At 36.1% G+C, this 16,568-nt stretch carries 20 protein-coding genes; 18 read left to right on the top strand and 2 right to left on the bottom strand.

Annotation, left to right across the window (positions count from 1 at the left end; translation table 11 throughout):
* The first annotated feature begins 100 nt into the window (after window positions 1-100).
* From pstC to FQ085_RS06685, 8 genes are all read left to right on the top strand, one after another.
* A complete protein-coding gene (gene pstC, locus FQ085_RS06720; RefSeq protein ID WP_058385530.1) occupies window positions 101-1,027 on the top strand; it encodes a phosphate ABC transporter permease subunit PstC in 927 nt (308 codons plus the stop codon).
* Between the two features lies 1 nt (window position 1,028).
* Window positions 1,029-1,907, top strand: a complete 879-nt coding sequence (gene pstA / locus FQ085_RS06715) for a phosphate ABC transporter permease PstA (protein WP_149456252.1) — start codon at window positions 1,029-1,031, stop codon at window positions 1,905-1,907.
* Between the two features lie 27 nt (window positions 1,908-1,934).
* Window positions 1,935-2,747, top strand: a complete 813-nt coding sequence (gene pstB, locus FQ085_RS06710; protein ID WP_058385528.1) for a phosphate ABC transporter ATP-binding protein PstB — start codon at window positions 1,935-1,937, stop codon at window positions 2,745-2,747.
* A gap of 17 nt (window positions 2,748-2,764) precedes the next feature.
* Window positions 2,765-3,424: a phosphate signaling complex protein PhoU gene (gene phoU, locus FQ085_RS06705; RefSeq protein WP_058385527.1), complete on the top strand. Its 660-nt coding sequence runs from the start codon at window positions 2,765-2,767 to the stop codon at window positions 3,422-3,424.
* A gap of 188 nt (window positions 3,425-3,612) precedes the next feature.
* Window positions 3,613-3,762 (top strand): 50S ribosomal protein L33, encoded by a 150-nt coding sequence (gene rpmG, locus FQ085_RS06700; protein WP_006830468.1) that lies wholly within the window; start codon window positions 3,613-3,615, stop codon window positions 3,760-3,762.
* A 65-nt stretch (window positions 3,763-3,827) separates the two neighbouring features.
* Window positions 3,828-4,403 carry a 5-formyltetrahydrofolate cyclo-ligase gene (locus FQ085_RS06695; RefSeq protein WP_058385526.1) on the top strand — a complete coding sequence of 192 codons (576 nt, stop codon included), beginning with the start codon at window positions 3,828-3,830 and terminating at the stop codon, window positions 4,401-4,403.
* Window positions 4,400-4,597: a YqgQ family protein gene (locus FQ085_RS06690; RefSeq protein WP_058385525.1), complete on the top strand. Its 198-nt coding sequence runs from the start codon at window positions 4,400-4,402 to the stop codon at window positions 4,595-4,597. The genes FQ085_RS06695 and FQ085_RS06690 overlap by 4 nt, the downstream gene beginning before the upstream one ends.
* Before the next feature lie 136 nt (window positions 4,598-4,733).
* Window positions 4,734-6,638: an LTA synthase family protein gene (locus FQ085_RS06685; RefSeq protein WP_058385524.1), complete on the top strand. Its 1,905-nt coding sequence runs from the start codon at window positions 4,734-4,736 to the stop codon at window positions 6,636-6,638.
* Window positions 6,639-6,721: 83 nt separating this feature from the next.
* On the opposite strand, the gene FQ085_RS06680 is transcribed toward FQ085_RS06685, so the two are convergent.
* Complete coding sequence (locus tag FQ085_RS06680) at window positions 6,722-6,904, bottom strand: DUF2759 domain-containing protein (RefSeq protein ID WP_058385523.1); 183 nt, start codon at window positions 6,902-6,904, stop codon at window positions 6,722-6,724.
* A 150-nt stretch (window positions 6,905-7,054) separates the two neighbouring features.
* Between FQ085_RS06680 and FQ085_RS06675 the strand changes: the two genes are divergently transcribed.
* On the top strand, window positions 7,055-7,693 hold the full coding sequence (locus tag FQ085_RS06675; RefSeq protein WP_149456251.1) for an MBL fold metallo-hydrolase: 639 nt from the start codon (window positions 7,055-7,057) through the stop codon (window positions 7,691-7,693).
* An 86-nt stretch (window positions 7,694-7,779) separates the two neighbouring features.
* On the opposite strand, the gene FQ085_RS06670 is transcribed toward FQ085_RS06675, so the two are convergent.
* Entirely contained in the window at window positions 7,780-8,022 is a 243-nt protein-coding gene (locus FQ085_RS06670; protein WP_058385521.1) for a DUF2626 domain-containing protein, read from the bottom strand.
* A gap of 311 nt (window positions 8,023-8,333) precedes the next feature.
* Here FQ085_RS06670 and comGA point away from each other — a divergent pair, with 311 nt between their 5' ends.
* The 9 genes from comGA (at window position 8,334) to FQ085_RS06625 (ending at window position 16,038) form a co-directional block, all read left to right on the top strand.
* Window positions 8,334-9,377: a competence type IV pilus ATPase ComGA gene (gene comGA, locus FQ085_RS06665; RefSeq protein ID WP_058385520.1), complete on the top strand. Its 1,044-nt coding sequence runs from the start codon at window positions 8,334-8,336 to the stop codon at window positions 9,375-9,377.
* The gene (gene comGB / locus FQ085_RS06660) at window positions 9,331-10,374 is read left to right on the top strand and encodes a competence type IV pilus assembly protein ComGB (protein WP_058385519.1); all 1,044 of its coding nucleotides are present in this window, start codon (window positions 9,331-9,333) and stop codon (window positions 10,372-10,374) included. Before comGA ends, comGB begins: the two co-directional genes overlap by 47 nt.
* Window positions 10,375-10,385: 11 nt before the next feature.
* Window positions 10,386-11,006, top strand: a complete 621-nt coding sequence (locus FQ085_RS18270; protein ID WP_262499765.1) for a prepilin-type N-terminal cleavage/methylation domain-containing protein — start codon at window positions 10,386-10,388, stop codon at window positions 11,004-11,006.
* Between the two features lie 332 nt (window positions 11,007-11,338).
* Window positions 11,339-11,518 (top strand): hypothetical protein, encoded by a 180-nt coding sequence (locus FQ085_RS06650; RefSeq protein ID WP_149456250.1) that lies wholly within the window; start codon window positions 11,339-11,341, stop codon window positions 11,516-11,518.
* An 84-nt stretch (window positions 11,519-11,602) separates the two neighbouring features.
* The gene (locus tag FQ085_RS06645) at window positions 11,603-11,860 is read left to right on the top strand and encodes a hypothetical protein (RefSeq protein WP_149456249.1); all 258 of its coding nucleotides are present in this window, start codon (window positions 11,603-11,605) and stop codon (window positions 11,858-11,860) included.
* 19 nt (window positions 11,861-11,879) lie between these two features.
* Window positions 11,880-12,083: a hypothetical protein gene (locus FQ085_RS06640; protein ID WP_149456248.1), complete on the top strand. Its 204-nt coding sequence runs from the start codon at window positions 11,880-11,882 to the stop codon at window positions 12,081-12,083.
* Window positions 12,084-12,116: 33 nt separating this feature from the next.
* The gene (locus FQ085_RS06635; protein ID WP_149456247.1) at window positions 12,117-12,533 is read left to right on the top strand and encodes a hypothetical protein; all 417 of its coding nucleotides are present in this window, start codon (window positions 12,117-12,119) and stop codon (window positions 12,531-12,533) included.
* Between the two features lie 276 nt (window positions 12,534-12,809).
* On the top strand, window positions 12,810-13,697 hold the full coding sequence (locus FQ085_RS06630; RefSeq protein ID WP_149456246.1) for a hypothetical protein: 888 nt from the start codon (window positions 12,810-12,812) through the stop codon (window positions 13,695-13,697).
* 862 nt (window positions 13,698-14,559) lie between these two features.
* Window positions 14,560-16,038: a DEAD/DEAH box helicase family protein gene (locus FQ085_RS06625; RefSeq protein WP_149456245.1), complete on the top strand. Its 1,479-nt coding sequence runs from the start codon at window positions 14,560-14,562 to the stop codon at window positions 16,036-16,038.
* The last annotated feature ends 530 nt before the right edge of the window (window positions 16,039-16,568 follow it).

Here is a 16,568-nt window from a genome sequence, read left to right as displayed (position 1 = left end):
CTGAATAAGCAAGGAATATCAACAGGTTGATACATTTATATAGTTTAAGTTACGGGTGAGCAGCCACTGCTCACCTTTCGCGGTTGAAAGGGGATTTTATATGCGACCATCTGTACAAGAAATGATCGCACGGTCAAATGGCAAGAAAAACAAAAAAATAATTGAAAAAATCATTCCAATTATACTGTTCTTAATTGCGTCAGTATCCGTTTTGACGTCTATTGGAATCGTTTTAACATTAATTGTTGAAACGATAACATTTTTCACGCGCGTACCATTTTTTGACTTTATTTTTGGGACTACGTGGCTACCGTTTTCAAATAAAGATGCACAATTTGGGATTCTCCCTTTAATTGTTGGAACCTTGAAAGTTACGTTAATCGCAACTGTAGTGGCGGTGCCAATCGGAATTGCAGCTGCTATTTATTTGAGTGAATACGCTAGCGAAAATGTTCGGCGTGTCTTAAAACCAATTCTTGAAGTATTGGCCGGTGTTCCAACGATTGTTTATGGATTTTTTGCGCTAACATTTGTAACACCTATTCTTCAATCGGTATTTCCAGAAATTAAGATTTTTAATGCAATTTCACCCGGAATTGTTGTCGGTATTATGATTATTCCGATGATCGCTTCCTTGTCAGAAGACGCCATGTCTGCTGTACCGAAAAGTATACGAGAAGGCGCTTTGGCAATGGGGTCGACAAAATTTGAAGTCGCTTGGAAAATTACTGTGCCGGCTGCTCTTTCAGGGATCATTGCATCTGTGGTTCTTGCCGTATCGAGAGCCATTGGAGAAACGATGATCGTTTCGCTTGCCGCAGGATCAACACCCAGATTCGATGGGGACTTTACCGGATCCATACAGACCATGACCGCATACATTGTCCAAGTATCAAAAGGGGACGCGGGATATGGCACAACTATCTACTATTCCATCTATGCAGTTGGATTTACATTATTTGTCTTTACAATGATGATGAATGTCCTTGCCGGCTACGTCTCAAAACGTTTCAGGGAGGAATATTAAGATGAGATATATTGAACACCAGCAAGTTATAAAGCGAATGAATGGCAGATTGCTTGTTAACCGTATTTTCAAAGTCATCTTCTTAGCTGCAACTTTACTGGCATTATTGGCATTGGTTATTTTGCTTTACCGGATTGTCACGCAAGGAGCAGGGCATCTATCGATTGAATTTTTAACTAACTTCGCTTCGCGGTTCCCGGAAAAAGCGGGGATTAAAGCGGCACTCATCGGCTCGTTATGGTTAATGGTCGTCGTCGCTCCGACTTCTATTATTTTAGGTGTTGGCTCTGCTATCTACCTTGAAGAATACGCAAAACAAAACCGCATTACCAGTTTTATTCGAATGAACATTTCCAATTTAGCGGGAGTTCCATCAGTGGTATTTGGTTTGCTTGGACTGACGATATTTGTTCGTGCTATGGCACTAGGAAATAGTATTTTAGCGGCAGGCTTTACGATGAGCCTATTGATTTTGCCAGTCATTGTCGTAGCTTCACAAGAAGCAATTCGCTCAGTTCCAGGTGAACTTAGAGATGCATCGTACGGTATGGGCGCTACAAAATGGCAGACTATCGTCAAAATTATTTTGCCAGCGACTATCCCCGGCATCTTAACAGGCAGTATTTTAGCATTATCACGTGCCATAGGAGAAACAGCACCATTGATTGTTATTGGTGTGCCAGTTATTATTCAATTTTTGCCAGCTGGTGTTATGGATACTTTTACAGCGCTGCCTATGCAGATTTACGATTGGTCAAGTCGACCGCAGCAAGAATTTCAAACTGTGGCAGCTGCAGGAATTATGGTGTTGATGGCAGTTCTGTTGTTTATGAATTCCATCGCAGTTATTATCCGCAATAAATTTGATAAACGCTATTAATGTTAATGATGTGGGAGGGTTCTACTGATGACTACTATTATGACGAAAAAAACAGTGACAGAGACAAGATCAACTGAGATTGCAAAAAAAGCTGTTTATGAAACCAATCAACTAAATCTTTGGTATGGCAACAATCATGCCTTAAAAAATATTGATTTAGAAATTAAGGAAAATGAAGTTACTGCTATTATCGGACCTTCGGGATGTGGCAAATCAACTTACCTTAAAACCTTAAACCGCATGGTTGAATTAGTGCCTTCAGTGAAGACGTCTGGAGAAATTCTTTATAGGGGACGTAATATTTTCGATCAAGATTACGGCGTCGAAGAGTTGCGGACTCGCGTGGGCATGGTTTTTCAAAAACCCAATCCATTTCCAAAATCAATTTATGATAATATTGCCTACGGTCCTCGTATCCATGGCATTAAAAATAAAAAAATACTTGATGAAATTGTTGAAAAAAGTTTACGTGGAGCGGCTATCTGGGAAGAAGTAAAAGATCGCTTGAACGACAATGCGTATAGCATTTCAGGTGGACAACAGCAACGAATTTGCATCGCACGTGCTTTGGCGATTGAACCTGACGTTATTTTAATGGATGAGCCGACATCAGCTTTAGATCCCATTTCCACGTTAAAAGTCGAAGAGTTGGTTCAAGAACTGAAAAAAGACTATAGCATTATTATTGTGACGCATAATATGCAACAAGCGGCGCGGATTTCAGATAAGACAGCATTCTTTTTAAACGGAGAAGTGATTGAATATGATCACACAGATACGATTTTTTCAAATCCTTCCGATAAACGAACGGAAGATTACATTTCAGGCCGATTCGGCTAAAAGAGGAGGTGGAATTTTTGTCAGTACGTGAAAAATTCGAATTCGAATTAAATACCGCGCAAGAAGAATTGGTGTCGTTGAGTACGATGGCGGTAAAGGCGTTAAATAAATCAATGGATGCACTTATGACGCAAGATGTGGATGCGGCACTCGAAGTGATTGAAGACGATAAGGATATCAACCAGTTAGAAGAGTTTATTAATGACCGTGTCATTTTATTGATTGCAAAGCAATCGCCAGTTGCTACCGATTTAAGGCGGTTAATCGTTACGATAAAAGTGGCGTCAGATATGGAACGTGTCGGTGATTATGCAGTAAATATTGCTAAAGAAACAATTCGCATTGGCAATCAACCATTATTGCCTCAAATAGCGCAAATTCAGCAAATGCAGAAGTTAGCGGTTGCAATGTTGCATCAAGTGATTGATGCGTTTGTCGAAGAAGATATCGTTAAAGCGAAAGAAATTGCTGAATTAGATGACCAAGTAGATGAATTATACGGGGATGTAATTCGTAAATTGATACAAGCAGGTGGCGAAAACCCAGACAAGCTTGGCCAAATTACACAATTGGCATTTATCAGCCGCTATATGGAACGCTCAGCCGACCATGCGACTAATATCGCTGAACAATTGTTTTACTTGGTGCGCGGACAACATTACGATCTGAACAAATAAAAAGAACCAATCGACTATGAATAGCGACTGCAAAAAGCAAAAAGCTACTGGCATTTCTGTTTATTTAGAAAGGTTCAATAAAAATGGGATTTTACAGTAGACTTTACCATGAGATATGCTATAATAATTAAGTCGTATAGATCACGCTTATTTACAAATGATCTTTGAAAGAATTAGGAGGGATACCGATGCGTGTTAACATCACTTTAGCTTGTACAGAATGTAGCGAACGTAACTACAGCACTGTTAAAAATAAGCGCAACAACCCTGAGCGTCTTGAAATGAAAAAATATTGCTCACGTGAAAAGAAAATGACAGTACACCGTGAAACGAAGTAATTCATTGATTGCCAAAACCTAATACGGGTTTTGGCTTTTTTCTTTTTAAAGGAGCTGGTGCGATTATGGATAAAAGAACGCAACGAAAAAAAGTGCTAAGTTTACTTCAGGAAATGACAACAACAGAATATAAACAGAAGTCGGCAATTATAGTCGACCGTTTACTGGAAGACCCTGCGTTTTTAGCAGCCCAAACAATCGGTATAACAATTTCTGCATTCCCAGAAGTAGCTACATGGGACTTGATTGAAAAATGTTGGGGAAGGGGTAAACGAGTAGTCGTGCCGAAATGTCACCGGGTGAGCCGCACACTAGACTTCCATGCAATTGAGCACAAAAACCAGTTGGAAGTTGTCTATATGAATCTACAGGAACCGATCGTTTCAAAAACACTATACATAGAACCTAAAGACATTGATTTATTAATTGTACCGGGTGTAGTTTTTTCAAAAGAAGGCTTTAGAATCGGTTTTGGAGGAGGTTATTACGATCGTTTCTTAGCGAGTTTTTCTGGCGCTACATGTTCTTTAGCTTTCGATTGCCAGGTTGCGGAGTCGATACCTGTAGAACCGCACGATTTACCAGTTCAAAGGATTTTCACAGAAAGTAAAATTATTACTCCGAAGGCGGTGGATAGATGAAAAGCTTGTATGATGTGATGCAATTGTTAAAACGTTACGGGACAATTATTTATACGGCTGATTACAGTGCCGACCTTGGGTTGATGGAAGAAGAAATAAAAGAATTGTATCGCTTGCAATTTATCACTGCTAAAGAATACGCAACGGCAATGCTCATCTTACGCCAAAAAAAATCCGAATATGATAAAAAATAAATTCGTTTAACGAAACTTATTTTAGCTCTAGTCGTCTAAAATAAGGGATATTACTTCATATAAATTTATTAATCTTCTATACTGGGTTATTAAGGCATGTTCGAAAAAATCACTGAGAATAGGAGGGTGTCTGGGAATGTTGAAAAAAGAATGGCCGAAACATTCAATTCTGGCAATTGCCATCATCGCCACTTGGCTAAAAACATACATTGTTTATAAGACCAGCTTTTCGATTACAATCGATAATTTATTGCAAGAATTTATCTTGTTTATTAATCCTTTGAGTATGTTGTTGTTTATTTATGGGGTCTCGTTATTTCTTAAAAGTGAGAAAGCCAAAAATCGTTATTTAGTGGCGGTCGCTGTGGTAACATCGATTGTCCTTTATGGAAACGTTGCATTTTACCGATTTTTTAGTGATTTTATCACGTTACCCGTGTTGTTTCAGACTGATAACTTTGGCGATTTAGGAGCAAGTGCCGCTGCGAGTGTATTCTGGACAGATCTTTTTTACTTTACAGATGTCCTGATTATTTTAGTGGCGATTAAATTTGTCAAAGTAAAAACGGGTACAGCAAGCTCTTATTCTGTTCAGCGCAAAGCCTATTATGTATTGGCGCTTGCTGTTTTGTTTTTTAACTTAGGACTTGCTGAAGCAGAGCGTCCTCAATTGCTGACGCGTAGCTTTGATCGTGAGATGTTAGTAAAAAATTTAGGAATGTACAATTATCATTTATACGATATTTACATTCAGTCGAAATCACAGGCACAACGTGCATTAGCAGACGGTTCTGAGCTCGTTGAAGCCAATAGCTATGTGCGTGCCAATCAAATTGAGCCTTCAGAAGACATGAAAGGAATTGCTGAGGGACGTAATTTGATTGTCGTGACTTTGGAATCTTTGCAGAGCTTTGCTATCAATGAAGAAATGAATGGGCAAACCATAACACCGTTCCTTAATTCGTTAACAAAAGATCAAGATACAATTTATTTTGAGAATTTTTATCACCAAACAGGGTTAGGTAAAACATCAGATTCAGAATTTCTACTTGAAAATTCTCTTTATCCATTGAGTGGTGGCGCGGTGTTCTTTACACATAGCGGTAATACATTCAACTCAATGGCTGAAAGTCTTGGCAATGAAGGCTATTCTACAAATGTTCAACACGCCAACACGAAAAGTTTTTGGAACCGAGATATTATGTATGAATCGTTAAATATCGATGAGTTTTACGATATTGAAAGTTATGAGATTGCAGAAGGTCAAGCAGTCAATTGGGGCATGAAGGACATTCCATTTATGGAGCAGTCCGTTGATCATATGACTGAAATGCAGCAACCTTTTTATAGCCGATTGCTGACGCTGACAAATCATCATCCATTTACTTTAGATGAAGAAGATAAATTGATTGATGAATACGATTCAAATTCAGGTACGTTAAATCGTTATTTCCAAACTTCACGTTATTTAGACGAATCGGTAAAAGTTCTTTTTGAAGAATTAAAAGAAAAAGGCTTATACGAAAACTCCATTATTGTTATGTATGGGGATCATTACGGAATTTCCGAAAACCACAATGAGGCCATGACGCAATATCTTGGAGAAGAAGTGACAGATTTCACTTCTGCTGAATTGCAGAAAGTTCCTTTCTTTGTACACATCCCCGGCTACGGTAAAGGGTATGTTGACGATGAAGTTGGTGGACAAATCGATATGCGTCCAACGATCATGAATTTGATGGGCATGGATACATCAAAAGACATTCAGTTCGGTGGAGACTTATTCTCAGAAGAACACGAGGAACTGGTGATATTCCGTGATGGTCGACTCGTAACTGATGAAGTCGTATATGCGGGCAATGTTTGTTACGATAAAGAAACGGGTGAACCAACTGAGCAAGAGTTATGTGCACCATTTATCGAACAGGCATTTACAGAGCTGGAATATTCGGAGTCAATTATTAACGGAGATTTATTGCGTTTTTACGATGAAGAAGATGGCCAACTGACTACTATTCCAGATGTCGAATTAAAACAATAAAAAGAGAGAGTGCGCAGAGCGTACTCTCTTTTTTTATTGCATGAAAAAAGCTACTGCATTTAACGGCAGTAGCTTTTCTCTGATTAATGAAGGCTTGGTGGATAACCTTGTGTGATAAGTGTAGCGACAGTAAATGCGCCAAAAATCACAAAAGTTCCGAAGTTAAAAAGAAAACCAAGGACTTCTTTGTTTTTAAGCGTTTGTACAGTGCCGATTGCTGCAAGAATTGCAATAAGTCCAAAAATAACTAATAACATCCAACTCATCGATGACACTCCCTTCAACTTTAACAGCCAGTGCCGCTTTGTTCTCTTTATATTGTAAAGATAATCAGCTGTTTTGTCGAGGATAAAAAGTGTCCGTATCTTGACAGTATGGAGAGAACAGCATGTTATAATTGAAGGGAGGTGAAGAAAATGTTAAAAATAGATCAATTAGAGTTAGGACCCATTCAAACCAATTGTTATATCATATCGAATGACCAGAGAGAATGCCTAATTTTTGATCCGGGAGAAGAAAGTGCAAAAATTGAAGCAGTGGTAAAAAAGAAAAACTTCAAACCAATTGCTATCCTTCTGACTCATGCTCACTTTGACCATATCGGAGCAGTTGACGACATCCGTGACAGGTATTCAATCCCAGTTTATCTGCACGACTTGGAGAAAGAGTGGTTGAGCCGACCCAATTTAAATGGTTCAGGGAAATATCCAGCTGTGCCTGATTACCGAATTAAAGACGCAGATATTTTGCTGACAAATGAAAAAAAGTTGCAGATTAGTTCTTTCGAAATTGATGTTTTTCATACCCCTGGGCATTCTCCAGGCAGCGTCAGTTTTTCATTTGGCGACGAAGGCTTTGCAATTGTTGGCGATACCATTTTCCGTGGCAGTATCGGTCGTACGGATTTAATAGACGGTTCTGAGAAAAAGCTTCTGAAATCCATTCAAGACTCCTTGTTGACACTTCCTAAACAGATGATCCTTTATCCTGGTCACGGCCCGGAAACGACCCCTGAGCAAGAAATGAACAGCAATCCATTCCTTACTGGGTTGTAAAGAGACGAAGATTTGCTAGAGTTTACAAAAAAACAAAAGGTGTATCGGAAAAATCCGATACACCTTTTGTTTTTTATTCGGGTTGATTAATGTCCAGCACCAGGAATGTGGATGAACGTTGAGTAGTACGTGAAGCCTACGAAAAATACTGTTAGGTAGGCGCCAAAAATATACAAATACATGCGTTCAGAAATATTTAAAAATCCAAGAAGAACAAAAAATCCGGTGTTAGCGACCATTAATAATGATACTTCGACCATATCGCCTACATAAAAGAGAACTGCAAATATACCAGTCCACCATCCCATTAATTTGAACATATTATTCATGGGTAATCCCTCCTTTGCCACAACACAATAATCTCTCATTCATTATATAGGAAACAGAGTGAATGTGTAAACAGCGAGTTCATCTTTCTTTGTGACAAACACGTGTACGGGTGAGAGCGCTTGAGTATTTCAAAAAAATATACGAACCTGTTCTTCGACAGAAAAATAAATCCCTTCAAATATGAGATTTAGCCCGAATTCGGAGGTCAAAATTTTATTTTGACAAAAACTATTTCTTTCTTAAAAAGAGCTAGTTATACTATGGGGGAACAGAGCGGCAGCCTTTGTTCAAACCGAAACTGGAGGTGGATATGCAATCGATTATCGAACGTCGCTGTGTAGACCTTTTGCACGATGCGGCAAAAAATGATACTACGGACATTCATATTAAACCCGAACCATCCTGCTATACTGTGTCGTATCGCTCGTTCCAGAACCTGCGGCAAGTAACACAACTCCCCTTTGATTTGGGTGATCGCATGATTGCTTATTTCAAATATTTATCCCTTTTAGACATGAGTGAAAGAAGAAAACCCCAAACTGGCTCATTCGAACTCTCCATTAACGAACAATCTCATTATTTTCGAATTTCCACTTTGCCTTCTGTGTTAACGAAAGAAAGCATTGTTATACGAATCATGGCAGACGACAATGCTCAATCCATTCATCAGCTGGCTGCTTTTCGTGACTCGGCTCGGTTATTAGAGAAATTGGCCGAGGCATCTCAAGGGCTTATTTTACTAACCGGCCCAACTGGGTGTGGCAAATCAACCACTTTATACGCGTTGCTAAAACATTGTGCTGAAAAGTTGAACCGTAACATCATCACGCTTGAGGATCCTGTGGAACGAAAAAATCAAGCAATTTTGCAAATTCAAGTTAATGAAAAAGCAGGTCTTAGCTATGCTGCAGGGTTAAAAGCGATTCTCAGGCATGATCCTGACATTATTATGATTGGGGAAATACGTGATGCCGAGACGGCTCAAATTGCGGTACGCGCAGCTTTAACAGGTCATTTGGTTTTTTCCACTATTCACGCTAGGCATTCTGTTGGCTGTCTACACCGATTGCATGATTTGGGTGTCTCTTTTGAAGACATGTCACAGACTTTAGTGGCGGTATCTGCTCAGAAAATAATTCCGACGTTTTCTGATAGTAAACAATCAGAACCTTGTCACCGTGCACTGTATGAAATCCTTGAAGGTGAACGATTACAAGATGCTCTACTGTCAGCGAGTTTGAAAAAACCCTATGCATTGCCAGATTCTCTGTCATTTAGTGGGCAGATTCGGGAAGGGGTGAAAATTGGTGCGATTCAAGCTTCTTATGCGCTCCGACAAGATTCGTCTTCGTGACCGTGAGCAATTTCTAACGCGTCTCGCAGTTTTAATGAAAGAGGGCTATTTACTACCAGTTGCGCTGACGTTATTGTTGCCGATGCATACGTCGAAATTTGAAGAAACCTTGAACGGAATGACGGGTATCTTAAAAGGAGGCGGTAATGCTGCTGAAATCCTAAAGTTTTTGGGATTTAAGGATCATGTATTATTTCCTGTGGAAATCGCAGAATATCATGGGCGATTACCGGAATCGATAGACAGTATTGCAAAGAGTTTTGCACGCACGGAGCAAGTGCAGAAAAAATTGAAAAATATTTTAATTTATCCTGTCTCTTTGCTGATTTTTACTTCAATTCTATTTTTATTTTTTCGGACCAGTTATGTGCCGAATTTAACGGCAATGATGAAATCATTGCAGTCAGGAGATGGAGAAACGGGAATTCCTGCTTATTTGCTTAGTCTGCCGGATTTCTTCATTGCGTTTTTTGCAATAGCGGCCTTTTCGATATACGTATTCAGGCTATTGCTGAAAAAACAGCCAGTTCAGCGTCAAATTAACTGGTTGCTGGCCATTCCAGTCATTAGAAGCTTTGTGAAGTTGTACTGGTCACACCTATTGGCTCGAGAACTCGGCACTTTGTTACACAGCGGCATTTCCATGCAAGAATCACTCGATTTGCTGCAGCGTCAGAACTACCATAAGATTATTCAATTTATGACTCGGTTATCACATGAAGAATTGATGATGGGACAAACTTTTTCTGTATCGCTCCATCGTTTTTCGTTTGTCTCGAAGGATATGGCTGCTTTTGTTCATCACGGTGAAATGACCGGTTATTTGGGCAAAGAACTAATTCTTTACAGCGAAGTATTAATGGAGCGTATTGAACTGCAAACACAACAATTATTGCGGATTATCCAGCCGAGTTTTTTTATTATGATTGCGGTCTGTATTGTAGGCGCATATTTAGCAATCTTGATGCCGATGTATAACTTAGTCCACACCATTTGAGGAGGAAAAACATGCGATTATTAAAAAATCAAAGAGGATTTACATTAATTGAAATGCTAATTGTTATGTTAATTATTACGGTGCTAATTGCAATCGCTATTCCAAACGTTACGAAACAATCATCAGCAGTAGATGAAAAAGGGTGTAAAGCATTTGTGCATATAATAAGAGGTGAATACAACAAACTGGAAAAGTCAGTCATATCAAGGCTTTCAAAGGTTGTTGAAAATAAGTTAATTAAATTGAGTTTCTTAATCGCATATAAGCATAAAAAAATAAGAGATTACAAAACGTTTTCTTTAGAGCTACCAACTCTCAGAAAACCGTTTATCAACCGTCACTACACGGATGAAAAACACTTTTTGCAATCTCTTGATGTATCTATCTTACAACATAGGATAGGTTTATTCAAGGGAGACAAGAGGAGTTTTAACCGTATTCAGACGGTTGGGACTCCTCTTTTTGTTGTGCTGGTCGTGGAATGCCTAGTAACACGACTTAAATCTAAACTTGACAGGTTACGGCGAGCCAATGCAGAAAATTCGCCTATATCATCTTTAAGCCATTCCCTCTTATGGTTGATGATGAACAGGCGAGAACAGCCTTTAAAGGTTCGGTGGATCATTGGCTAACTACTTGTTAGGGTGATTCTATTCACGCTTCTAGGAGGCTTTAAATAGCTTTTAGAGGCACATTCAGGACAATGATTGAATGAGGATGGAAGAAGTGAAAACTTCAAATTTAAGAGGGACATACAAGAAACTTCAGAATCCGATTATGACGCTGAATGATATGTGATTTTCACTTTTGCTCAGATAATATTTGTTTTCCTTTGTCTGAGCAAAGGTGAAAATTTACGCCAATTTCTTAGAGCTTCCTCCTATTCTGCTGAATTAAGAGTGTTGAAAGTCAACTACATAGACACGAAAGATTAAAGAAATATACCCTGAGGAGGAGAATACACATGGATGAAAGAACAAAAGAAAACATGGAAATGAGTATAACTAGACTGGAAGAAGAGATTAAGCAAGCTAAGGATCAGCTATGGAGAATGTTGCTGAATGGAGAATCTATTGAAAAAGTAGTCAATGTAAAATCTTACATAAGGTATCTCGAGAATGAAAAGAAGAAAACAAGTCATTAAGCAACATAAGGAAATTGTATAGTAAAATTTAACTATACTAAATTGTTTGAAAGTGGTATGTTGATTTATGGGAGGTGAGAGGAAATGGAGAAAAATTTTAAGTCAATGAGTATTAATGAAGAGCCATATAAATTTACAGGAATTTTTACAAAAAGTGGTTCTGAGCTTGTTATATCATTCGATTCAAAATCATATGCGAATGAAATAGGCTCTCTACTTAATAAGCGGGTTATGATTGATAATATCGCCTTCTTTGGAGAAGATGAAACTGCAATACACTATGCTGGAAAGTTCATTATTAAAAGTATTAGAAACAAGGAAGCATTATTAATGAAATTCTAAAATATTTAGAGGTGATTAGATGGATTATGCAGGCGCATATGAAACGCTATTAAATTTTAGACATCTATTGGTAGATGAAAATTTAGAAAATATTAAAAAAGATTATATTCAATTTTCTTCTCATGAAATTGGTAACTCATTCTATAAACTAGTAGAAGAAGGATATATAGAAATTAAAAAAGTAAATGGTAGAAGTCCAGTAATACTTAAAGTCTTAAAGTAAGTTTAATCACTAAATCGGAATGGGAAGTGTAAAATGGAATACATCATTGAAAGAAACTCATCTACAAGAACTGATGATAAAGCTACAGACGTTCAAGCAGCTGGACTCAAAGAGTATGTAAACTACAATGTAAATGAAGAAGGTTATAAGCTTCATTCTATAATTCCTATTCCTAATGGAGATCATTTAGTAGTTTTAGAGCCAGATAATAGTATTGCATACAATATTTATTATTATGACAATGACTCAGGAAAGATGATTCTTGAGTTTGAAACTGCTGATATGCTTGAACAACTAAAGCTAATCAAAGAAACGGATGAAGTTATAATAGAGAACTCAGAGGGTATTTTTGAGTGTAAATATGTTAAAAGCAGAATTAATATTTTTGATAGTGGATCAATCATTTCTGAAGTATTAGATGTTTTCCTAACGGTAAACAAAGTAGAATAACCATTCCAACATTCTCATTGACTTGAGAGTGTTTTTTATTTGTTCATTTTTAATCCTGTGAGACTGTTAAGACGACTTTGTTATAAAGGTGAATTCTTATTCACTTATCTCGGGTAGAAGCCTTCAGCAATTGATTAGCTGTTAAAAAAGGAATGTAAAAGGTTGTATGGATGCTAGAAATAAAATACTATATAATAAGTTTAATTATTTCCTTATTTAGTATATCTTGTAGTCTTATAGTAATGGTATAATTAACTGTGTGAATATTTTATCTATATGCCATCTAAATTAAATAAAGGAGTGATTACAATTAAGAAGAACTTAGGATATTTTTTGTTAGCGGCAGTGATATTAACTGGTTGTAGCGATTCTGGAAATGAAGTAAAAGCAGAGGTAGAACAGTCAACCGCATTATCACAAGTGCTATTAGAAAAATACAATAAACAACTTAATTATGGTCAAGAAAGTGATTTAATAAAAGATTTCCAAAATGATGTTGTATATGGCTCTAGTGGAATTGAAGTAAATGACGAATTGCTTGCTATTTATAATGAAGCCATAGTAAATATTGTTCAATCAGATTTAGAAAAATATGTATTTTTAGAAAGCTATATTTCTGAGGAGCATATCAACGAAGAAAATATAAAACTTATAGAAGATAAAAAAGAAAAATATGCTTTAGAAGCCATAACAATGCTTGATACTTATATTGAAAACTTTGATGAAAGTAACAATCCAACTACTGAATTAGGATATTTAGAAACTACTGGTTTTCTTGCAGATAATCAGGAAGTCCAGGCATTATTAGCTTATGCTCACTTATTACAGAATCAAGACGATCATGCCGCTTATGTAGCTCTATATGATAATGTTGAATCACCTTATAGAGGAATTAGATGGGGAGAAATAGTCGGTTTATTATCTAGCAATGGGGTTACAGAAGATGATTGGAAAAAAGTTCGTGCTTTTAATATTGAAGATAATAAGCCTGAATATAATCCTGCCATCGGTATGACTCCAGAAGAGGTAGAAGGATCAACATGGGGGAAACCTCAATCAGTAAATAGAACTGTAACTGCTACTACTACTAGAGAACAATGGGTTTATCCGAATTATAAATATCTATATTTTGAAAATGGGATTATGACTAGTTTTCAGGATTAGTATTGCAATAATTAGTACCTCAAACTAATGAGGTGCTTTTTCATTTTGTATAAGGAGTGGCTTCAGCTCTCAGAAGCTCTCAGAGCCGTTTTAAATGTGTAGATGAAACTATTATATCTATGAACCTTGTCAATACACATTCAGGAGTTTATTTTGTATTGGAAATAGGGATTTATAAGATTTTGAATGAGGAATATAGAGTGAAGAGATCTATTTTCTTCTAAAAATAAAACTATTAAAAGATTTTTTAATCATATGAAACGATTTAAAGCATCCTATGTATTTGTAGCTACTAACCCTAATATCCAGCTAAGGCTTCTCTACGATTAACTGAGATTCTTAGAGGCGTACATAAAAGCATATCTAAGAATCGGCTGAAAACATATGGTGAATATTAAGAAGGATATAGTAAAATAGTATGAAAAATTATTTAAAATAGTGGTTGATAAAATCGAGGCTCAACCGTATAATGTATAATATAGGGATAATTTAATAAGAATTTGATATTTTATTGAAGCGCATGGGCTGAAATGAGCCTATTGCGCTTTTGTTGTTTCATTTAATGTAAATAAATTCTTCAAATGTAAAATAATATAAAAAATAATTATAAAGGTGGACTTTTAGAATGAAAAAATATTTCTATTGCTACAATCCGAAACTTAGAAAACATTTAGGACTTAACGGGCTGAGGTGGGAACGAAAAGGAATAAATCTTAATTCTAATAAAACTTATTGGGCGTTTTACCAATCTGAAAAACTGAGTAATTTAATAGGAACTTTTAAAAGCGAATAATATACAGATGGCGAGCAACCAGCTTATCATCTGTAAATAAAATTAAAACTAAAAGGACGGGAAAATTAAATGAGAGTATCAGAAGTAGTAACAATCGAGGAAATTGAAAGCTGGAATATTGGAGATGTAGTAACTATTGAAGCAGGTACAGGATCAGGCAAGAGCTATTTTATTAAAAATAATTTATATGCGATTGCCAAGAGAGATAAGAAGAGAATTCTTATGCTAATTCATAGAACCAATTGTGTTAATCAGTTTCAAATGGAAATCGAGAAAGACAATAAGACTGATGTAATTGACATTATGACTTATCAATCGATTGAATACAAAATGAAGAATAAGCAAGAATTCAATTTTGATCAGTATGACATAATTTGTGCCGATGAAATGCATTATTTTTTTTCCGATGCTAGCTACAACAAATATACTGATTTGTCTCTAGAAGCAATTCTAAAGCAAACTAATAAGATTAGAATCTTCATGAGTGCGACTAGTGGAAACATGCAGAAATACATTAATAAGCATAAGAAAGTTAAGACAATTGATTATAAGTTGCCAATAGACTTTTCATTTATTCAAAGTTTAGAGTTTTATGCAAATGATGAAACATTAGACAGATACGCTAAAGAAGCAATAGAACTAAATAGAAAGACTATATTTTTCATTCAGTCTGCTAAGAAAGCATATGAATTTTATGAGAAATATAAAGATTTTGCTCTATTCAATTGCAGCAAGAATAACGCTGATGGCTATTATCAACATGTAAACGCTGAAAAGATTAATAATATGCTCAAGAATGAACGCTTTGAAGAATCTATTTTAATTACAACTACTGTAATGGATGCAGGAGTCAACATTATTGACGATGAATTAAGTCACATTGTAGCTGATGTGAGCGATACAGGAACACTTATTCAGTGTATTGGTCGCAAGAGACTTAAGAATAAGGAAGATAAGATTACTCTTAGAATTAAAGTTATAAGTGGTCAAAGTTTAGGGGGTCGAGAAAGTCAGACTAGAAAAAAAGTAGAGATGGCTGCTTACTTTACTCAAAATGGACAAGATAAGTATATAGAGAAATACTATCGAGAGTTGGATCAAAGTCATATTATTTATGATGAGTTAACTGATAGTGGATATGAAAAAAGAAGAAATGATTTAATGTTTTTTAAAGCTATTATTGATGTCAATGAGATAGAAGCTATTAAGGGAAATCGGGAGCAGGCTTATTGTAAATACATTGCTTCAATATTTCATATTAAAAAATACTCTATTCTCGAAGATATTCAAGCTAAAGATGAATTGAAAACCTATTTAGAAAGAGTTATAGGCCGAAAGCTTTTTAAAAACGAACAAAAAGAATTAGTTGAGAAAATATGCTTAAAAGATTCAAGAGGAAGATTGCAAAAAGGTATTAGCTTATTAAATGAATACTTCAAGCTAAATAAAATGAATTATTTGATTGTCTCAAAAAGAACAAATGAATTAAAAGACGGTAAGAATATTAAAGTAGGTTACTGGGAAGTATTAGATAACATTATAAATTAAATTTAGGACAAAAATTTGGATAAAGCTATATATAAGCTTACTCCATAAAAATGTCCAAAAAGTAAATGAAAATTAAATATGAATTCTTAGAGAGCAAACTTGTTTGCGAACAGAGTTGGCATACCTGCCAACGATATGGATAAATTTTATATAAGACTCATACAAGCAAAGTCCGCTTGTATTTCGCAGACCATATAAGCAAAGTGCGCTTATATGGTCGTGTGAATTAGTTAATTTATTTATCAATTTTTAATTTCATACTACGAAAAGTGCAACAAGTCTGCATTTATATTTATGTAGGCGATAAGCCTATAAGATAGTTTTCCTTGTGATAGTTTTCAATTCATTCTTTTTCCTTTTTCTCCTAGTTTTCGAAATTGTAATCATGGGTTAATTTTTGTCATTATTTATTCCTCCATGAAATGCTTAATAGTTATTCCTTCCATTATAGCTATTAAGTCAATTTTTTTGAGAATAAGGAAAATAATTATTCATAAGATAAACAATGGAATTATAAATAAAGGCGAATG

Origin of the sequence: Planococcus sp. ANT_H30, assembly GCF_008369335.1 — a bacterium.
Lineage (GTDB): Bacteria > Bacillota > Bacilli > Bacillales_A > Planococcaceae > Planococcus > Planococcus kocurii.
Note: the sequence above shows the minus strand (reverse complement) of the source record. Positions and strands in the feature narration are given on the sequence as shown.

Bases quoted from the DNA above. Each gene is read 5' to 3' on its own strand.
- FQ085_RS06690 (WP_058385525.1), top strand. From the start codon at position 4,400: ATGAAAAGCTTGTATGATGTGATGCAATTGTTAAAACGTTACGGGACA.
- pstB (WP_058385528.1), top strand. From the start codon at position 1,935: ATGACTACTATTATGACGAAAAAAACAGTGACAGAGACAAGATCAACT.
- FQ085_RS06645 (WP_149456249.1), top strand. From the start codon at position 11,603: ATGGAGAAAAATTTTAAGTCAATGAGTATTAATGAAGAGCCATATAAA.
- FQ085_RS06670 (WP_058385521.1), bottom strand. From the start codon at position 8,022: ATGAATAATATGTTCAAATTAATGGGATGGTGGACTGGTATATTTGCA.
- FQ085_RS06650 (WP_149456250.1), top strand. From the start codon at position 11,339: ATGGATGAAAGAACAAAAGAAAACATGGAAATGAGTATAACTAGACTG.
- FQ085_RS06635 (WP_149456247.1), top strand. From the start codon at position 12,117: ATGGAATACATCATTGAAAGAAACTCATCTACAAGAACTGATGATAAA.
- FQ085_RS06640 (WP_149456248.1), top strand. From the start codon at position 11,880: ATGGATTATGCAGGCGCATATGAAACGCTATTAAATTTTAGACATCTA.
- FQ085_RS06685 (WP_058385524.1), top strand. From the start codon at position 4,734: ATGTTGAAAAAAGAATGGCCGAAACATTCAATTCTGGCAATTGCCATC.
- FQ085_RS06630 (WP_149456246.1), top strand. From the start codon at position 12,810: ATGCCATCTAAATTAAATAAAGGAGTGATTACAATTAAGAAGAACTTA.
- FQ085_RS06675 (WP_149456251.1), top strand. From the start codon at position 7,055: ATGTTAAAAATAGATCAATTAGAGTTAGGACCCATTCAAACCAATTGT.
- comGA (WP_058385520.1), top strand. From the start codon at position 8,334: ATGCAATCGATTATCGAACGTCGCTGTGTAGACCTTTTGCACGATGCG.
- FQ085_RS06695 (WP_058385526.1), top strand. From the start codon at position 3,828: ATGGATAAAAGAACGCAACGAAAAAAAGTGCTAAGTTTACTTCAGGAA.
- FQ085_RS06680 (WP_058385523.1), bottom strand. From the start codon at position 6,904: ATGAGTTGGATGTTATTAGTTATTTTTGGACTTATTGCAATTCTTGCA.
- FQ085_RS18270 (WP_262499765.1), top strand. From the start codon at position 10,386: ATGCGATTATTAAAAAATCAAAGAGGATTTACATTAATTGAAATGCTA.
- FQ085_RS06625 (WP_149456245.1), top strand. From the start codon at position 14,560: ATGAGAGTATCAGAAGTAGTAACAATCGAGGAAATTGAAAGCTGGAAT.
- pstC (WP_058385530.1), top strand. From the start codon at position 101: ATGCGACCATCTGTACAAGAAATGATCGCACGGTCAAATGGCAAGAAA.
- pstA (WP_149456252.1), top strand. From the start codon at position 1,029: ATGAGATATATTGAACACCAGCAAGTTATAAAGCGAATGAATGGCAGA.
- rpmG (WP_006830468.1), top strand. From the start codon at position 3,613: ATGCGTGTTAACATCACTTTAGCTTGTACAGAATGTAGCGAACGTAAC.